This is a genomic window from Rhizobium sp. AC27/96 (genome assembly GCF_001692325.1).
GTDB lineage: Bacteria > Pseudomonadota > Alphaproteobacteria > Rhizobiales > Rhizobiaceae > Rhizobium.
The window spans coordinates 362,526-377,489 of sequence record NZ_LXKN01000032.1; the positions used below are offsets into that span (position 1 = coordinate 362,526).

General features: G+C 60.2%; 17 protein-coding genes and 1 other annotated feature. Of the genes, 16 read left to right on the forward strand and 1 reads right to left on the reverse strand.

All coding sequences use genetic code 11. The features are described from left to right. Positions 1-67 precede the first annotated feature (67 nt). From A6U86_RS23335 to rpsU, 7 genes are all read left to right on the forward strand, one after another. Positions 68-955: a carbohydrate ABC transporter permease gene (locus A6U86_RS23335; protein ID WP_068395695.1), complete on the forward strand. Its 888-nt coding sequence runs from the start codon at positions 68-70 to the stop codon at positions 953-955. Then, entirely contained in the window at positions 955-1,839 is an 885-nt protein-coding gene (locus A6U86_RS23340) for a carbohydrate ABC transporter permease (protein WP_068395697.1), read from the forward strand. Before A6U86_RS23335 ends, A6U86_RS23340 begins: the two co-directional genes overlap by 1 nt. Before the next feature lie 4 nt (positions 1,840-1,843). Next, positions 1,844-2,926 carry an ABC transporter ATP-binding protein gene (locus A6U86_RS23345; RefSeq protein WP_068396099.1) on the forward strand — a complete coding sequence of 361 codons (1,083 nt, stop codon included), beginning with the start codon at positions 1,844-1,846 and terminating at the stop codon, positions 2,924-2,926. 30 nt (positions 2,927-2,956) lie between these two features. Further along, positions 2,957-4,609 (forward strand): GMC oxidoreductase, encoded by a 1,653-nt coding sequence (locus A6U86_RS23350; protein ID WP_068395700.1) that lies wholly within the window; start codon positions 2,957-2,959, stop codon positions 4,607-4,609. Positions 4,610-4,897: 288 nt separating this feature from the next. Continuing rightward, the gene (locus A6U86_RS23355; RefSeq protein WP_068395703.1) at positions 4,898-5,272 is read left to right on the forward strand and encodes a hypothetical protein; all 375 of its coding nucleotides are present in this window, start codon (positions 4,898-4,900) and stop codon (positions 5,270-5,272) included. Between the two features lie 258 nt (positions 5,273-5,530). Then, a complete protein-coding gene (locus A6U86_RS35680; protein WP_198929082.1) occupies positions 5,531-5,686 on the forward strand; it encodes a hypothetical protein in 156 nt (51 codons plus the stop codon). A gap of 43 nt (positions 5,687-5,729) precedes the next feature. Next, on the forward strand, positions 5,730-5,972 hold the full coding sequence (rpsU, locus tag A6U86_RS23360) for a 30S ribosomal protein S21 (protein WP_068395707.1): 243 nt from the start codon (positions 5,730-5,732) through the stop codon (positions 5,970-5,972). A 164-nt stretch (positions 5,973-6,136) separates the two neighbouring features. Here rpsU and A6U86_RS23365 read toward each other — a convergent pair whose 3' ends face one another. Continuing rightward, the gene (locus A6U86_RS23365) at positions 6,137-6,433 is read right to left on the reverse strand and encodes a hypothetical protein (protein WP_068395710.1); all 297 of its coding nucleotides are present in this window, start codon (positions 6,431-6,433) and stop codon (positions 6,137-6,139) included. A gap of 354 nt (positions 6,434-6,787) precedes the next feature. Here A6U86_RS23365 and A6U86_RS23370 point away from each other — a divergent pair, with 354 nt between their 5' ends. The 9 genes from A6U86_RS23370 (at position 6,788) to A6U86_RS23410 (ending at position 14,912) form a co-directional block, all read left to right on the forward strand. Beyond that, complete coding sequence (locus tag A6U86_RS23370; RefSeq protein WP_068395718.1) at positions 6,788-7,000, forward strand: hypothetical protein; 213 nt, start codon at positions 6,788-6,790, stop codon at positions 6,998-7,000. Further along, on the forward strand, positions 6,997-7,959 hold the full coding sequence (ctlX, locus tag A6U86_RS23375) for a citrulline utilization hydrolase CtlX (RefSeq protein WP_068395719.1): 963 nt from the start codon (positions 6,997-6,999) through the stop codon (positions 7,957-7,959). The genes A6U86_RS23370 and ctlX overlap by 4 nt, the downstream gene beginning before the upstream one ends. A 41-nt stretch (positions 7,960-8,000) precedes the next feature. Further along, positions 8,001-8,804: a dimethylarginine dimethylaminohydrolase family protein gene (locus A6U86_RS23380; RefSeq protein ID WP_068395722.1), complete on the forward strand. Its 804-nt coding sequence runs from the start codon at positions 8,001-8,003 to the stop codon at positions 8,802-8,804. A 31-nt stretch (positions 8,805-8,835) separates the two neighbouring features. Next, entirely contained in the window at positions 8,836-9,636 is an 801-nt protein-coding gene (locus A6U86_RS23385) for a transporter substrate-binding domain-containing protein (RefSeq protein WP_068395725.1), read from the forward strand. 199 nt (positions 9,637-9,835) lie between these two features. After that, entirely contained in the window at positions 9,836-10,549 is a 714-nt protein-coding gene (locus tag A6U86_RS23390; protein WP_068395728.1) for an ABC transporter permease, read from the forward strand. Continuing rightward, complete coding sequence (locus tag A6U86_RS23395; RefSeq protein WP_068395731.1) at positions 10,549-11,250, forward strand: ABC transporter permease; 702 nt, start codon at positions 10,549-10,551, stop codon at positions 11,248-11,250. Before A6U86_RS23390 ends, A6U86_RS23395 begins: the two co-directional genes overlap by 1 nt. Before the next feature lie 26 nt (positions 11,251-11,276). After that, positions 11,277-12,041: an ABC transporter ATP-binding protein gene (locus tag A6U86_RS23400; RefSeq protein ID WP_068395734.1), complete on the forward strand. Its 765-nt coding sequence runs from the start codon at positions 11,277-11,279 to the stop codon at positions 12,039-12,041. An 8-nt stretch (positions 12,042-12,049) separates the two neighbouring features. Continuing rightward, on the forward strand, positions 12,050-13,201 hold the full coding sequence (locus tag A6U86_RS23405; protein ID WP_068395737.1) for a M20 aminoacylase family protein: 1,152 nt from the start codon (positions 12,050-12,052) through the stop codon (positions 13,199-13,201). A 119-nt stretch (positions 13,202-13,320) separates the two neighbouring features. Further along, positions 13,321-13,376 (forward strand) — a sequence feature (sul1 is cis-regulatory element that is thought to sense ions involved in sulfur or methionine metabolism; They are found in Alphaproteobacteria). Positions 13,377-13,445: 69 nt separating this feature from the next. Continuing rightward, the gene (locus A6U86_RS23410) at positions 13,446-14,912 is read left to right on the forward strand and encodes a SulP family inorganic anion transporter (RefSeq protein ID WP_068395740.1); all 1,467 of its coding nucleotides are present in this window, start codon (positions 13,446-13,448) and stop codon (positions 14,910-14,912) included. Positions 14,913-14,964 lie beyond the last annotated feature (52 nt).

A 14,964-nucleotide genomic window follows, 5' to 3' on the forward strand; every position in this document is an offset into this window, starting at 1 on the left:
ATAACGAGCCGATCGTCGGGACTCCCCGCCGATCGGCTCTGCTCCTTACCTTTGAAAGGGTTTGCTGATGCAAGCCAAGCGCAGACGTCCCCTTGCCGCGACCTGTGCCCTCCTGCCGACCTGGATTGCCGCGATCTTCATCTATATCGGCACCATGGTCTGGTCGGTGCGCCTGTCCTTTACTGACTCGACCATCTTTCCGTCGTCCAACTATGTCGGCTTTGCCCAATATATAAAGCTGTTCCGGACATCGAGATGGCTCGCATCCCTCGAAAACGTCTTGATCTTCGGTCTCCTCTACGTTGGGGGCTGCCTGGTGCTGGGCTTCGTGCTGGCGGCAGCGCTTGACCGCAAGGTCCGCTTCGAAGCCGTGTTTCGCACCATTTTCCTTTATCCCTATGCCATGTCCTTCGTGGTCACCGGCCTCATCTGGCAATGGATGCTCAACCCGACCTTCGGCATCCAGGCGACGGTCAGGGCCCTCGGTTGGCAGGGCTTCGTCTTCGACTGGATCGTCAATCGCGACATGGCGATCTACACGGTCGTCTTCGCCGGCATCTGGCAGGGAGCCGGCCTCGTCATGGTCATCGCACTTTCCGGCATGCGCGGCATCGGTGAAGAGCAATGGAAAGCGGCCCAGATCGACGGCATTCCGGTCTGGCGCATCTATCTGTCGATCATCCTGCCACAACTCGGGCCGGCGCTTGCCGCCTCCGGCATGCTTCTCTCCATGGGCGTGATCAAGACCTATGATCTCATCGTCGCCCAGACGGGCGGCGGGCCCGGCTATTCGACTGAAGTGCCGGCAAAATTCATCATGGACAATCTGTTCGAGCGCCAGAACCTCGGCCTCGCCAGCGCCGGCGCCACTGTCCTCGTGCTGTCGGTCGTCATGGCCGTCGCGCCGTTTCGCTATGCGCTTTACATGCGCGCCAGAAGAAGGGGAGCACGCTGATGGTAGCTCTTCACCCTCGAGGCCCCAAGCCTTCGCGGCTGTCGGCCGGCCAGATCGGGCTCTATGCCTTTCTTATCCTGGCCGCATTGTTCTTTCTGCTGCCGCTCTACACGATGCTCGTCACCTCGCTGAAGTCGATGGAGGAGATCCGCCAGGGTCGGATTTTTGCCCTGCCTGACATTATCAACTTCGACGCGTGGAAAACGGCGTGGTCCGGAGCCTGCATGGGCACGCAATGCCTGGGCGTGCGCATCGGTTTCTGGAATTCGGTGAAGATCACCGTGCCGGCCGTCGTCATTTCCGTCTTCATCGGCGCGATCAACGGCTATGCTCTCTCCTTCTGGCGGCCCAGGGGCTCAAACTTTCTATTCGGTCTGCTGATGGCCGGCGGCCTCATCCCCTATCAGATCTTCCTCTATCCGCTGGTGCGGCTGCTCGCCAATCTGAGCCTTTATAATTCGGTAGCCGGCGTCGTCCTCGTCCACGTCATCTTCGGCCTACCGCTGGTGACGCTGCTGTTCCGCAATTATTTCGTCGCCATCCCCGAGGAGCTCTGCAAGGCCGCCCGCGTCGATGGCGCCGGCTTCTGGCGGATCTTCCTCGAGATCATGCTGCCCATGTCGGTGCCGATGGTCGTCGTCGCTTCCATCTTCCAGTTCACCGGCATCTGGAACGACTTCCTGATCGGCCTGGTCTTTGCCGGGCGCGACAATCTGCCAATGACGGTGCAGCTCAACAACATCGTCAACACCACCATGGGCGAGCGCGCCTACAATGTGAACATGGCTGCCACCATCCTGACCGCCGTCGTTCCGCTCGCCATCTATTTCTTTTCCGGCCGCTGGTTCCTGCGTGGTGTCGCCGCCGGCGCCGTCAAGGGGTAACGCCATGCAGCCTGCCGTCTCCGTCAAGGATCTCAAGATCGCCTATGGCGACCATACCGTCATCGACAAGCTGTCGATCGACATCGCCCCACGTGAATTTCTCGTGCTGCTGGGACCGTCCGGCTGCGGAAAGTCGACGCTCCTCAACTCCATCGCCGGTCTGCAGGACATCACGGATGGCGAGGTCTGGATATCGGACAAGAACGTCACCTGGGCCGAACCTAAGGATCGCGGCATCGGCATGGTGTTTCAATCCTATGCGCTCTATCCCCGCATGTCGGTGCGCAAGAACCTTTCCTTCGGCCTGCGCGTCGCGGGCCTTCCCAAGGCCGAGATCGATGCGCGCATTGCCCGCACCGCATCGCTCCTGCATCTCGACCAATTGCTCGACCGCCGTCCCTCCGAACTCTCCGGCGGCCAGCGCCAGCGTGTCGCGATCGGCCGCGCGCTAGTGCGCGAAGTGAATGTCTTCCTGTTCGACGAACCGCTCTCCAATCTCGATGCCAAACTGCGCAACGAATTGCGCGTCGAAATCAAGAAGCTGCACCAGAGCCTTGGCAATACGATGATCTATGTGACGCATGATCAGGTGGAAGCGCTGACGCTCGCCGATCGCATCGCCATCATGAAGAACGGCGTGATCCAGCAACTGGCCAGCCCATCCGAGATCTACCATCGCCCGACCAATCTTTTCGTCGCCGGCTTCATCGGCGCGCCGGCGATGAATTTCATCAAGGGTGAGATTTCGCTCAAGGCAAGTACGCCGATCTTTGAAAGCAACGGACTTGCCATTGATCTCACGAGCTATCCCTTTCTGGCCGCCGCCAAAGCGGGTCCAGCCACGCTCGGTATCCGGCCCGAACATATAGCGCCGGATGGCGCAGCGACGGGCTGGCCCACCATCCCTGGCATCGTCTCGGTCGTCGAACCGATGGGAGCCGACACGGTGCTGTGGTTCGATTGGGCAGGACAAAGCCTCTCCTATCGCATCATGGGCGATGCCGCACTCCAGCCGGGCACGAGGATCACACCCGGGCTCGATATCGCCAAGGCCTCACTCTTCGACGCCGATGGCGCCCGTCTCTGAACCCGCTTTCACAGCATACGGAAATTATCCATGTCCCAGACTATCTATGACGCGCTGGTGATCGGCTCCGGCGCCGCTGGCTCCTTTGCCGCCAAGGAATTGACCGCCCAAGGGCTTTCGGTCCTGCTGCTCGAAGCCGGTCCCGCGGTGACGCAGAGGGATTTCGATCCGAACCGCAAGAAGGCACCCGCCAGCAGCATCAATATCTGGGAGCGGGCACGCGCGACGCTGAAAGGCCAGCCCATTCAGGCACGCGCGGCGTTCTTTACTGAGCGCTTCAGCCACTTCTTCGTCAACGATCGCAAGAACCCTTATACGACCCCGAAGGATGCGCCCTTCCTGTGGATCCGTGGCCGTCAGGGCGGTGGCCGCCTGCACAGCTTCGGCCGCGTGCTGCTGCGCTGGACCGACGATGACTTCAGGATCAAGTCGAAGACCGGCAAAGGCGAGGACTGGCCGCTATCCTATGACGAACTCGCGCCCTATTACGCCGAGGTCGAATCGAGCCTCGGGCTCTACGGCAATGAGGATGGCGTCGAGACGCTGCCCGATGGCGTCTATGCGCATCCGGCAAAGCTGACGCCGGCCGAGGAGACCTTCAAGACAGAGGTCGAGGGTCGTTGGCCGCAGCGGCATGTCGTTTCCTGGCGCTATATCGCACCAGATGCCGAGCGCACGCCGAAGCCGCTTCGCGAAGCACTGGCAACCGGCCGGCTGACCATCCGCCACGACGCCATCGTCCGCCGCATCACGACCGACCAATCGGGCGGAAAAGCCACTGGCGCGGAATTCATCGATCGCGTTACCGGCAGGGTCGAGACCGTGCGGGCGGCGCTTGTGGTGCTTTCGGCATCGCCGATCGAAAGCGTGCGGCTGCTTCTCAATTCAGCGAGCGACCGTCATCCGCAGGGACTGGGCAATAGCTCCGGCGCGCTCGGCCGCTATTTTATGGACCAGCTGCCGTGCCTCGCCTTCGGCTCCTTCTCGAAAGCAAAGGGTTGGGCGGTCGACGACTCCGCTCCGACCGATCCCTTCTACAATCCCTCCGGCGGCATTTTCGTCCCCCGTTTTGGGGAAGGCGATGCCGGTCGCGATGATTTCGACTATCAGGGCAGCATCGGCCGGGCGCCAACCCCCGACGACCAGCCCGCAAGACTGGCATTTTTCGGCTTCGGCCGCATGCTGCCCTATGCCGACAATCGCATCACGCTCGATGCGCGTCGCAAGGATGCCTGGGGCATTCCTGTGCCCCACATCCGCTGCGTAATGGGCGACGAGGAACACGCGCTTCTGCGCCGGCAGGAAGAGGTGCTGATCGACATGGTGCGCGGCGTCGGCGGTGATCTGGAATTCATCGGCTCTCCCACAGGTCTCCGGGAGATGGGTCGAGGCGCCTTCCCCGATGCCGATCCATTCAGCCGCTTCATGTTCCGCGCCTGGTTCCGCAAGACCATGTGCATGGGAGCGGCCATCCACGAGACAGGCGGCGCACGCATGGGAAGCGACCCGCGAAATTCGGTGCTCAACGCCCATAATCAGCTTTGGGATGTACCCAACGTCATCGTCACCGACGCCAGTGCCTTTCCCGGCAGCGGCATCGCCGGCACGACACTTACCGTCATGGCGCTGACGATCCGCGCCTGCCGCAATCTCGTCGACCAGCACCGAACGGGTCGCGTCTGAAAGGCACTGGCGGCAGCAAGCAACAGGAGCCAAGGCCACACGCCGGGTCCAAACCGATACCCTCTCCGGGAACCATAAGAGCCACAGGCCGTTCCTTACCCGGTTCGGTAGCGAACCGAGTGAAGCGCTGACGCGCATGGCTCTGCAATAACCGGCAGTGCCGCGTCAGCGACAGGCATTTGAAAGGAACATGAGATGCCGGCGATCAGTATCGAGACTTCGTCATTTCGGAACCGTCGTAGAGAGCGCCCTGCCGGCACCACATCTGCCATCATATCGAAAGCAACAATGATAGGGCTGGCCCTAACGGGCGCTGCCCTGTTCGCACCGGCAGCGGCAGAGGCTCAGTCACCTCAGCTCGAAAATACATGTCAGATTGCCGCCAGGAATTTTCTGCTGACCGATCATCTCAATGTCGGCATCGTCCAATCCTTTCCTGAATTGAAGCCACCCGGTGTTCGGCTGACCTATTCGATCCGGCCAGGGACCGCGAAATCCGATATGAGCGACAGCTTCGAATGCGAGTTCGACAAGACCGATCCGCCTTACCATCTGACGCGATTCTGCGTGTCCGATGTCTGCTACTCGGCGAACGATACGAACGCCGACCGGAAGCGGCGCTTCGACGAGATGAGCATTCTGCTCGACCGCACCAACAAGTGAGCGCCTTGAGCAAGTGGTTGGGAGGCGCTGCCTTTGGCGGCCTTCCGCCGGATGCAAGGCTTGGGGCTGAAGCTCGGGCGAAATGACCCGTCCTTGCAATGCCACTTCTGAATACCCATTTTACGAGCTGAAACAGCGTCCCTGGCTACACCGAGTAGCCGCGAAGCCTAAGGCTTTGAACTCCGTCTTGTGACGTGACGGGCGCTCCCACAACACACTGTCATTAACGCTGGCCGATGGCCGGCGAAGGAAATTCTATTGAACACACCAAAGATTACGCCCGCGATTGCGGCGGCAAAGCCGTGCGAACGGGAACAGGCCGGCAACCGGCCCAACGACAAGAACTGGAAGCCCTATCCCTGCCTGCTGACGCGCAGGGAGCTTCAGCAGCTGGTCGCCGAGCAACTCGGCTGACGGCGACCATCATTTTATCAACGGCAACAATAAGGAGAACAAAATGCAGGTTCTGGTAAAAGACAACAATGTCGAACAGGCGCTGAGAGCGCTGAAACGAAAAATGCAACGCGAAGGCTTGTTTCGGGAGATGAAGGAACGGCGCGCCTATGAAAAGCCGTCCGAGCGCCGTGTCCGGGAAAAGGCGCAGGCTATCAGCAGGCATCGCAAAGCCATGCGGAAGAAATTGCAGCGCGAGGGCCTGCTTGCCAGCCCCAAGCGAAAGTCGCCTTCTTCAGCAAGGTAGTTGCGCGGCGCAGCCAACTCCCACCATATCTGACCAAAATAAAACCCCGCTCCGGCTCATCACCGTGCGGGGCTGCGCAGATGTAATGGCATCTGCACGATCATGATCGTTACGTCTTGACCATGACAGGCCGAGGCGTAACGGGCAGATCCTGATGGATTACGTCAGTCCGCAAGCTTGCCGACAACCAGGCCAGCAAAGAAGCCGACGAGCGCTGTCGCGAAGAGCACCGAGCTTGTTGCCGTCGGGTTTTCCCTTGCGGCCTGGACCACGTTCCGGCCCTCCCTGCGCGCCATGTCCGCAACGTCGGAAACCTTGGCTTTGGCGGAGGACAGCGCTTCGTCGGCACGTTCCGATGCAAGGTCTATCCTGCCGGCGAGGTCTGTCGAAAGCTTGTCAATCTGGTTGCGCAGCTCCTCGATCTGAACGTTGACGTCCTTGTCCAGCTTGATATCGGCCATTGCATTCTCCTGGTGGTTTACGACAATTCGTCTGTCAGAAACGATGCAGACCTGTTCGGGTTCCCATTGATACAGGATTTAGATACGCCAATTCTGCGCGACCAACCGTCAGACGGAAGGTTCGACAAGAGGCCTCAGGCGCCCGGACTTTGATCTTCCAAGGGCCTGGATGCCGCTCATCGCGGTCGTCGAGATCAAACCCCAACACAGCAATCAAAAACATCTCTGACGGTTTGCACAAAGCGGCAGTGCAATTTGCTAGATTTATTGCAAAAATTTCTACAGTTCTCGAATTTCAACTGACGCTATGCCTACCTACGCTGCCTCATCAAATTTCCTGAGGAGGCTGGAAACGTGGTTCAATCTGTAGGCGTCGGCGATGTTGTCGAGCTGGCTCGACCGGCGAGGATTCTCGTCGCCGCGAGCGCTTCGAAACAGAGCCTCGGCTTGCCAGGCAAGTCGAAGACGAAGCTGCAGCGTGATGCCAAGCTGGAGAATGCCCGTAATCATCGCGGCTTTTTCGCCAGTCAGCCTCCACTTTGCAGCGGAGCGTCGCCTGAAGCATGAGTAAACTTTCCGTACAGGCCCCGAAGTCAGTCGTGATGATCCGGCCACATCACTTCACTCCGAACCCGATGACCGCCAACGACAACTCGTTCCAGTCGAACGACGAGAGGCGCGCGGCAACGGCAATCGCGAGTGCGGCCTTCGACGAAGTGACGCGCATGGCCGAAGGCCTCGCATCGGCTGGCATTACCGTGCATGTCTTCGAAGACAAGACCGCCACGACGCCGGACTCGGTCTTTCCCAACAACTGGTTCTCCACGCATTCGGGCGGCCATGTCGCCATCTATCCGATGTATTCCGCGAGCCGTCAGAGCGAGCGGCGTAGCGACGTGATCGAGATGCTGAAGGCCGATTATCGCGTCCAGGACGTCATCGACTATTCGGGCCTGGAAAAGGACCATGTCTACCTGGAAGGCACCGGCGCCATGGTGCTCGATCATATCGGCCGCGTCGCCTATGCCGTCCGCTCCAACCGCACCAATGAAGTCGCGCTGGAGCGCTTCTGCACCCATTTCAACTTCGAGCCGATGGTCTTCGACGCTGTCGATCGCAACGGCAAATCGATCTACCACACGAACGTGCTGATGTGCATCGGGACGGATTTCGCGCTGCTGGGGTCCGAGATGATCCCGGATGTTGCCCGCCGCCAGGAGATCATCGCAAGGTTAGAGGAAACCGGCCGCAAGGTGATCGATCTCTCGATCGAGCAGATCGAGAACTTCGCCGGCAATGCCATCGAGCTGGAAGGTCGAGGCGGCAGGGTGGTCGTATTGTCGGCCAGGGCTCACGCAGTCCTCGACGCAGGCCAGGCCGAGGCCATCGAACAGTCGGCGAAACTGCTGCCCTTCGATGTCTCGACCATCGAACTGGCCGGTGGATCGGTGCGCTGCATGCTCGCCGGCATCCACCTGTCGCGCCGCGATCCGGCAGCCACACAATTGCTTTACGCCGCCGGGTGAGCCGGATAGAGAAGCCGTCAAGAAAATAAAGGTACTTGGAAATGTCGCAAGCAAGATCAGTCTATCACTTCAATTCCGTCATCGTGCGCCAGCCCTCACGCTCGGTTGTCAACGGCCTTCGCGCCGACGATCGGGGCAACCCGACCTATGATGGCGTCAAGGCCGAACATGATGCCTATATCGCCGCAATGCGCGATGCCGGTGTCGAAGTGACTGTTCTGCCCGCTCTCGAAGCCTTCCCAGACTCGGTCTTCGTCGAAGATCCGGCACTCGTCTTCCCGGAAGGCGCGATCCTGCTTCGTCCCGGTGCGGTAAGCCGCGTCGGCGAAACGGCTGAAATCACCCCGACGCTTCGCGACATGTTCGAAACCGTCCTCGATCTGCCAAGCCCCGGCTTTGCCGATGGCGGCGACGTGCTGACGACGCCGAAGAGCGTCATGATCGGCCTTTCCGCGCGGACCGACAAGGTCGGTGCCGAAGCGCTTGTTGCCTGCATCGCCAAGCTCGGCCGCAAGGCTGAGATCGTCGCGACGCCAGAAGGCGTACTGCATTTCAAGACCGATTGCTCGCTGCTCGACGACGAAAGCGTACTCTCGACAGCTCGCCTTGCCCGCTCCGGCGTCTTCAAGGATTTCAAGCAAATCATCATTCCGGAAGGCGAAGAGCCCGCCGCCAACGCATTGCGCGTCAACGACGTCGTCATGGTCGGTTCGGACTTCCCGCGCACGATCGAGATGCTCGACAAGCTCGGCTACAAGGTCGTGCCTTTGCAGACGACCCAAATCGGAAAGATTGATGCGGGCCTGTCCTGCATGTCGCTGCGCTGGTTCCGCAACGGCCGATAAAACAAACTTAAAATCAAACTGGGAGAACAGCATGCATAGCTTCAAATCGACAATCGCGGCCGGCGTCGCACTTATCTTGTCTGCCGGCCTTGCTCACGCCGAGGACACGATCCGCCTCGGCATGACACCCGAGCCCTACATGCCGTTCACGCAGGTGAATGCGGCGGGCGAATGGGAAGGCCTCGAAGCCGATCTGTCCCGCGCGGTCTGTGCAAAACTGACGGCAAAGTGCGACATCAAGCAGATGGCGTGGGACGGCCTGATCCCGTCGCTGAACGAAAAGAAGGTCGATTTCATCATCGGCGCCTTCTCGATCACCGATGATCGTCGCAAGGTCGTGGATTTCAGCACGCCATATTACACCGAAGGCACATCCTTCGTCGGCGCCAAGTCCGACAGCACGAAGATCACCACCGTCGATGCACCCGACGGTTCGGGCAAGATCATCGATCCCTCAATCGTTTCCGGCAAGATCATCGGCGTTCAGACCTCAAGCGTTCAGGCGGCCTATGTCGCGAAATACCTCAAGGGCGCCGAGGCCAAGAGCTACGATACGGCCGACAACTCCGTTGCCGATCTCATCGCCGGCCGCGTCGATTACGTGCTGATCCCGGATCTCTACATCCAGACCTTCCTGAAGTCGGATGCCGGTGCCGATTATGAAGTGAAGCTCACTGTTCCGAAGAATACCACGCTTGGCGAAGGCGTTGCCTATGCCATCCGCAAGGGTGATGCTGACACGCTGAACAAGATCGACACGGCGCTTGCCGAACTCGACAAGGACGGCACGACGCAGAAGCTGGTCGACAAGTGGATCTTCAACAAGAAGTAATGGCGTGATACCGGGCGCGGCTTCGGCTGCGCCCGCAGCGCCGCGGCCACCCGCCCTCCTTCTGCTCTTGTCGCGAAATCGCTCTTAGCGCCTCATCGCAGCCTTGCAGACCAGACGGCGCCTGATCCCGCACTATCGGCAACAACAAGGGCCGACCGGCTCACTTCAAAAGCAAAGCCGGATCGAGCAGGTAGAATGCATGGACTCATATTGGCACTTGCTCGGCTGGGGCCCGGAAGGCTGGGGCGGCAATTTCGCCTGGAGTCTGCTGATGACCCTTCAGGTCTCGATCATCTCTTACATAGTGGCCGTAGGCTTCGGCTTTCTCGGCGCCGCGGGCAAGCTTTCGCACCATCGATCCCTACGCTTTGCGGCCGGACTTTATACGACGGTCGTGCGCTCGCTGCCGGAACTCCTGGTCATCCTTCTGCTCTATTTCTCCGTCGCGAGCGGCGCCGAGCGTTTCCTGAAATATGCCGGCCTCGTCGATGACGGCTTCCAGTTCAGCCCCTTCTGGGCGGCGATCATTGCGCTCGCCTTCGTCTCCGGCGCCTTTATGACCGAGGTTCTCAGATCAGCCTATCTCGCGGTGCCGCCGGGACAAATCGAGGCCGCCGTGTCGATCGGCATGCGCCGACGCAAGATCCTGATCCGCGTCATCCTTCCGCAGATGATGCGCCACGCGGTGCCCGGAATGGGCAATCTCTGGCTCTCCATCACCAAGGAAAGCGCCATCATTTCGGTGCTCGGCTCCTTCAGCGAGTTGCTCTATACCGGCTACCGCGCAGCTGCGAGCACAAAGCAATACATCCTGTTTTACGGTCTTACCGCCCTGCTCTTCCTGCTCATTACCTTGGTGTCCGTGTTCCTGATCAGCCGCATCGAGCACTACCTGAACCGGGGGCATCGCTGATGGAAACGATCACCAACGTCATTTCCTTTCTACCCGCCCTCATCAAGGCAACGCCGCTCACGCTGCTGCTGACGGCAACGGCCGGCATCTTCGGCCTGATCATCGGCACGCTTGCAGCCCTTGCCCGCCTGTCGAAATACCGGCTGCTCGCATGGCCTGCCTTCGCCTTCACCTTCGCCTTTCGCGGGACGCCGCTGCTGGTGCAGATTTACCTGGTCTATTACGGCCTCGGTCAGATCCTGCCCGGCACCTGGGTCCGCCACAGCTTCCTCTGGCCCTATCTGCGCGATGGCCTCTGGTATGCGATCGCGGCCCTCAGCCTGAACCAGGCATCCTACAATGCCGAAGTCATTCGCGGCGCCATCCAGGCGATCCCGCGCGGCCAGATCGAAGCCGCGCTTTCGATCGGCATGACGCGATGGACGATCCTTCGGCGCGTAACGCTGCCGCAGGCGTTCCGCCATTGCCTGCCGGTTCTCACAAGCGATCTGATCATCCTGTTGAAGACGACATCGCTCGCCTCGACCATCACCATTCTCGAAGTGATGGGGACGGCCCGGATGCTGCAGCGCCAGTCGCTGCTGATCTTCGAACCGCTGATCGCCGCCGGCATCATCTATTTCGCCGTGGTCTTCATCCTGACCCGGATCATGAACGTCGTCGAATTCCGCATGACGCGCTATCGCGCCGTTCGTGCGTGAGTTCGAAAGCCTCGGGAGAAATTGAAATGGTCGAGACAGTACTTTCGGTGCGAGACATCCACAAGAGCTTCGGCAGTGTCGAGGTCTTGAAGGGCATCTCGTTTGAGGCACGCAAGGGCGACGTGATCTCGCTGATCGGCAGCAGCGGCTCGGGTAAAAGCACACTGCTGCGCTGCATCAACTATCTCGAAACGCCGGACAAGGGCGAAATCTCGGTCGCAGGCGAGGCCATCCGCACGGCACCGTCGCGCGGCGGCAAGTTGCATGCGGCCGATCCGCGGCAGCTGGAACATATCCGCACCCGCCTCGGCATGGTCTTCCAGAGCTTCAATCTCTGGTCTCACCGTACAATCCTCGAAAACATCATCGAAGGTCCGATCCACGTGCTCGGCACGTCCCGCAAGGATGCGATCGCCGAAGCCGAGGTGTTGATGGAGAAAGTCGGCATTACGCCGAAGCGCGATCAATATCCGGCGCAGCTATCCGGCGGGCAGCAACAACGCGCGGCGATTGCCCGTGCACTCGCCATGAGCCCGGAAGTGATGCTTTTCGACGAGCCGACATCCGCCCTTGACCCGGAACTCGTCAACGAAGTGCTTCAGGTGATCAAGAAGCTGGCCGAAGAGGGCCGCACCATGGTGATGGTCACCCACGAAATGGCGCTCGCCCGCGATATTTCCAGCGAGGTGATCTTCCTTCACAAAGGCCTGGTCGAGGAGCGCGGCGCGCCGGAGACCATGATGCGCAATCCGGAATCCCCGCGACTTCGTCAATTCCTTCAGATGGCATGAGGACCACAATGAACGATATCGACTTCCAAGGCTTCCTCCCCGATCTCATCGAGATCCGCCATAGCCTGCATCAGATGCCCGAGATCGGATTGTCTGAATTCAAGACCTCGGATTTCATTGCGGAGCAGCTTCAGAAATGGGGCTTTGAGGTAACGCGTGGCCTCGCCACCACAGGCATCGTCGCTACCCTTCGCGCCGGCAGCAGCAATCGCGCCATCGGTTTCCGCGCAGACTTCGATGCCTTGCCCATGCATGAGGAAACCAATCTTCCCTATGCCAGCCAGCATCCCGGCGCCATGCATGCCTGCGGCCATGACGGCCATACCAGCATGCTTCTCGGTGCCGCCTGGGCGCTGTCGCAAGACAAGAACTTCTCGGGAACCGTGCATTTCATTTTCCAGCCGGCGGAAGAAAACTTCGGCGGCGGCAAGCTGATGATCGAGGACGGCCTGTTCGAGCGCTTTCCCTGCGAGCGGGTTTTCGCGCTGCATAACTGGCCCGGCATTCCGGCCGGTACTTTCGCAACCCGCGCCGGACCGGTTGCCGCCTCGATCGACGTCCTGACGCTGACGGTGAAGGGCAAGGGTGGTCATGGCGCACAGCCGGAATTGACCGTCGATCCCGTGGTCGTCGGCTCCAGCATCGTCATGGCGCTGCAGACGCTGGTGTCACGCAACATTTCCCCTCACCAGCCATCCGTTGTCACCGTCGGCGCCTTCCTGTCAGGCTCGGCGTCCAACATCATTCCCGACACCGCTGTGCTGGAGATCAGCATGCGGGCGATGAACCCGAAGGTACGTGAAGAGATACGCGAACGCGTCGAGCAGATCGCCACGTTTCAGGCCAAGAGCTACGGTGCCGATATCTCGCTTGACTGGCAGGTGGGCTATCCCGCGACCATCAATGACAAGGATGCCGCAGAGGCGGTAAAGTCGACGATCAAACGGCACTTCGGCGAGGATTCCTTTACCGAGCTCGACCTTCCCTTGATGGGGAGCGAGGACTTCTCATTCCTGCTCGAAAGAGTTCCAGGCGCCTATGTCCTCATCGGCAATGGCGACAGCGCCGGTCTGCACACCACGACCTACGACTTTAACGATGACATCCTAGAGCGTGGAGCCATGTACTTTTACCACCTGGCCAAAGATCAGCTGGCCTAGGCAAGAGTTATGTGGACGAAGAACCAGGGCATCGGCACAGGTGCCCTGGCGCCGGCATGACGGCGGCAAAATTTCACGTTGCGTCGCGGAAAAATTCTGGCCATAAGCAACGTACTCACCACGGACCCGGTGAAACTCCGGGTGGCTCTTCTGGCCGCCGATCCGCCAGACCACGCAAAACCAGCATGTCACCCAAAACCGCTGCACCCAGCGTGTTCGCTATGCTTTGCGAGACCGTCATCACATGAAACTCTCATCCATCCGCCGGGATTGGTCCGCCAGTCCCACGCGCGAAATGCTCGCCGGAGCCGTCGCGACGTTTGCGCTGATCCCGGAAGTCATTGCCTTTTCCTTCGTCGCGGGCGTCGACCCTCAGGTCGGCCTCTTCGCTTCCTTCATCATCGGCATCGTCATCGCCTTCACCGGCGGTCGTCCCGCCATGATCTCGGCCGCGGCGGGCTCCGTCGCGCTTGTCGCCGCGCCCTTGGTCCATACCCATGGCCTGCCCTACCTTTTTGCCGCCGGCTTGCTCGCCGGCCTTTTCCAGATTGCGTTCGGGCTTTTGCGCCTCGGAGTCCTCATGCGCTTTGTCTCGAAGTCCGTGCGCACCGGCTTCGTCAACGCTCTGGCGATCCTGATCTTCGGGGCCCAGCTTCCGCACATCATCGGCGGAGACTGGCTTGGCTATGCCATGCTCGCCGCAGGGCTCGCGATCATCTACCTCGTACCAAGGATCACGACGGCGATCCCCTCGCCGTTGATCTGCATCCTCATCTTGACCGTCGTCTCGATCTCCCTGCAGCTGCCCGTGATGACGATTGCCGATCTTGGCAAGTTGCCGGACTCGCTCCCGATCCTGAGCTGGCCCGCCGTTCCCCTGACAGCGGAAACCCTGACAATCATCGCCGGGCCGGCGCTCGCCATCGCCATGGTGGGTCTGCTGGAATCGATGATGACGGCCAGTGTCGTCGACGACCTCACCGGCACGCCCAGCTCGAAGAACAGGGAATGCACCGGGCTTGGCATCGCTAATGCCGCAGCGAGCCTGTTCGGCGGTATTGCAGGCTGCGGCATGATCGGCCAGACGGTCAGCAACGTGAAATACGGCGGACGCGGGCGTCTCTCGACCTTGTTTGCAGGCGCGCTCCTGCTGATCCTGATGGTTCTCCTCAAGCCATGGGTGTCGCAGGTTCCCGTCGCGGCACTCGTGGCCATCATGGTGATGGTGTCGATCGATACGTTCGACTGGTCGTCGCTGAAGGCAATGGTCGTTCACCCGAAGACGTCGAGCGCCGTGATGGTCTTGACCGTCCTCGTTACGGTGTTCAGCTCGAACCTGGCGCTGGGTGTAACCGTTGGCGTGCTTTTGAGCGGCGTGTTCTTCACGTTCAAGGTCGCTCGCCTTCTGCAAGTCGATACCGAGACAGACGCTTCGGCCAAGCGGCTGACCTACCGCGTGACAGGCCAGGTTTTTTTCGCATCGGCGGATGTGTTCGTAGAGGCTTTCGACATAGAAGAAGCGAATGGCATGACGGTTCTTATCGACGTGTCACAAGCACATTTCTGGGACATCACCGCCGTTGCCGCGCTCGACAAGGTGGTCGAGCGTTTCAAGGCGCATCATATCCCCGCCGATGTGCTGGGCTTGAACGAGGCGAGCGCTACTTTGATCGGAAGCCTGAAGGGCTCGATTTGGCTCAAGGAAGTCTGAGCCAAATCAGATGGTCGATGCTGTGGCACGTGCTGCGGTAGCTATCCGAATC

Bases quoted from the DNA above. Each gene is read 5' to 3' on its own strand.
- A6U86_RS23335 (WP_068395695.1), top strand. From the start codon at position 68: ATGCAAGCCAAGCGCAGACGTCCCCTTGCCGCGACCTGTGCCCTCCTG.
- A6U86_RS23340 (WP_068395697.1), top strand. From the start codon at position 955: ATGGTAGCTCTTCACCCTCGAGGCCCCAAGCCTTCGCGGCTGTCGGCC.
- A6U86_RS23345 (WP_068396099.1), top strand. From the start codon at position 1,844: ATGCAGCCTGCCGTCTCCGTCAAGGATCTCAAGATCGCCTATGGCGAC.
- A6U86_RS23350 (WP_068395700.1), top strand. From the start codon at position 2,957: ATGTCCCAGACTATCTATGACGCGCTGGTGATCGGCTCCGGCGCCGCT.
- A6U86_RS23355 (WP_068395703.1), top strand. From the start codon at position 4,898: ATGATAGGGCTGGCCCTAACGGGCGCTGCCCTGTTCGCACCGGCAGCG.
- rpsU (WP_068395707.1), top strand. From the start codon at position 5,730: ATGCAGGTTCTGGTAAAAGACAACAATGTCGAACAGGCGCTGAGAGCG.
- A6U86_RS23365 (WP_068395710.1), bottom strand. From the start codon at position 6,433: ATGGCCGATATCAAGCTGGACAAGGACGTCAACGTTCAGATCGAGGAG.
- ctlX (WP_068395719.1), top strand. From the start codon at position 6,997: ATGAGTAAACTTTCCGTACAGGCCCCGAAGTCAGTCGTGATGATCCGG.
- A6U86_RS23380 (WP_068395722.1), top strand. From the start codon at position 8,001: ATGTCGCAAGCAAGATCAGTCTATCACTTCAATTCCGTCATCGTGCGC.
- A6U86_RS23385 (WP_068395725.1), top strand. From the start codon at position 8,836: ATGCATAGCTTCAAATCGACAATCGCGGCCGGCGTCGCACTTATCTTG.
- A6U86_RS23390 (WP_068395728.1), top strand. From the start codon at position 9,836: ATGGACTCATATTGGCACTTGCTCGGCTGGGGCCCGGAAGGCTGGGGC.
- A6U86_RS23395 (WP_068395731.1), top strand. From the start codon at position 10,549: ATGGAAACGATCACCAACGTCATTTCCTTTCTACCCGCCCTCATCAAG.
- A6U86_RS23400 (WP_068395734.1), top strand. From the start codon at position 11,277: ATGGTCGAGACAGTACTTTCGGTGCGAGACATCCACAAGAGCTTCGGC.
- A6U86_RS23405 (WP_068395737.1), top strand. From the start codon at position 12,050: ATGAACGATATCGACTTCCAAGGCTTCCTCCCCGATCTCATCGAGATC.
- A6U86_RS23410 (WP_068395740.1), top strand. From the start codon at position 13,446: ATGAAACTCTCATCCATCCGCCGGGATTGGTCCGCCAGTCCCACGCGC.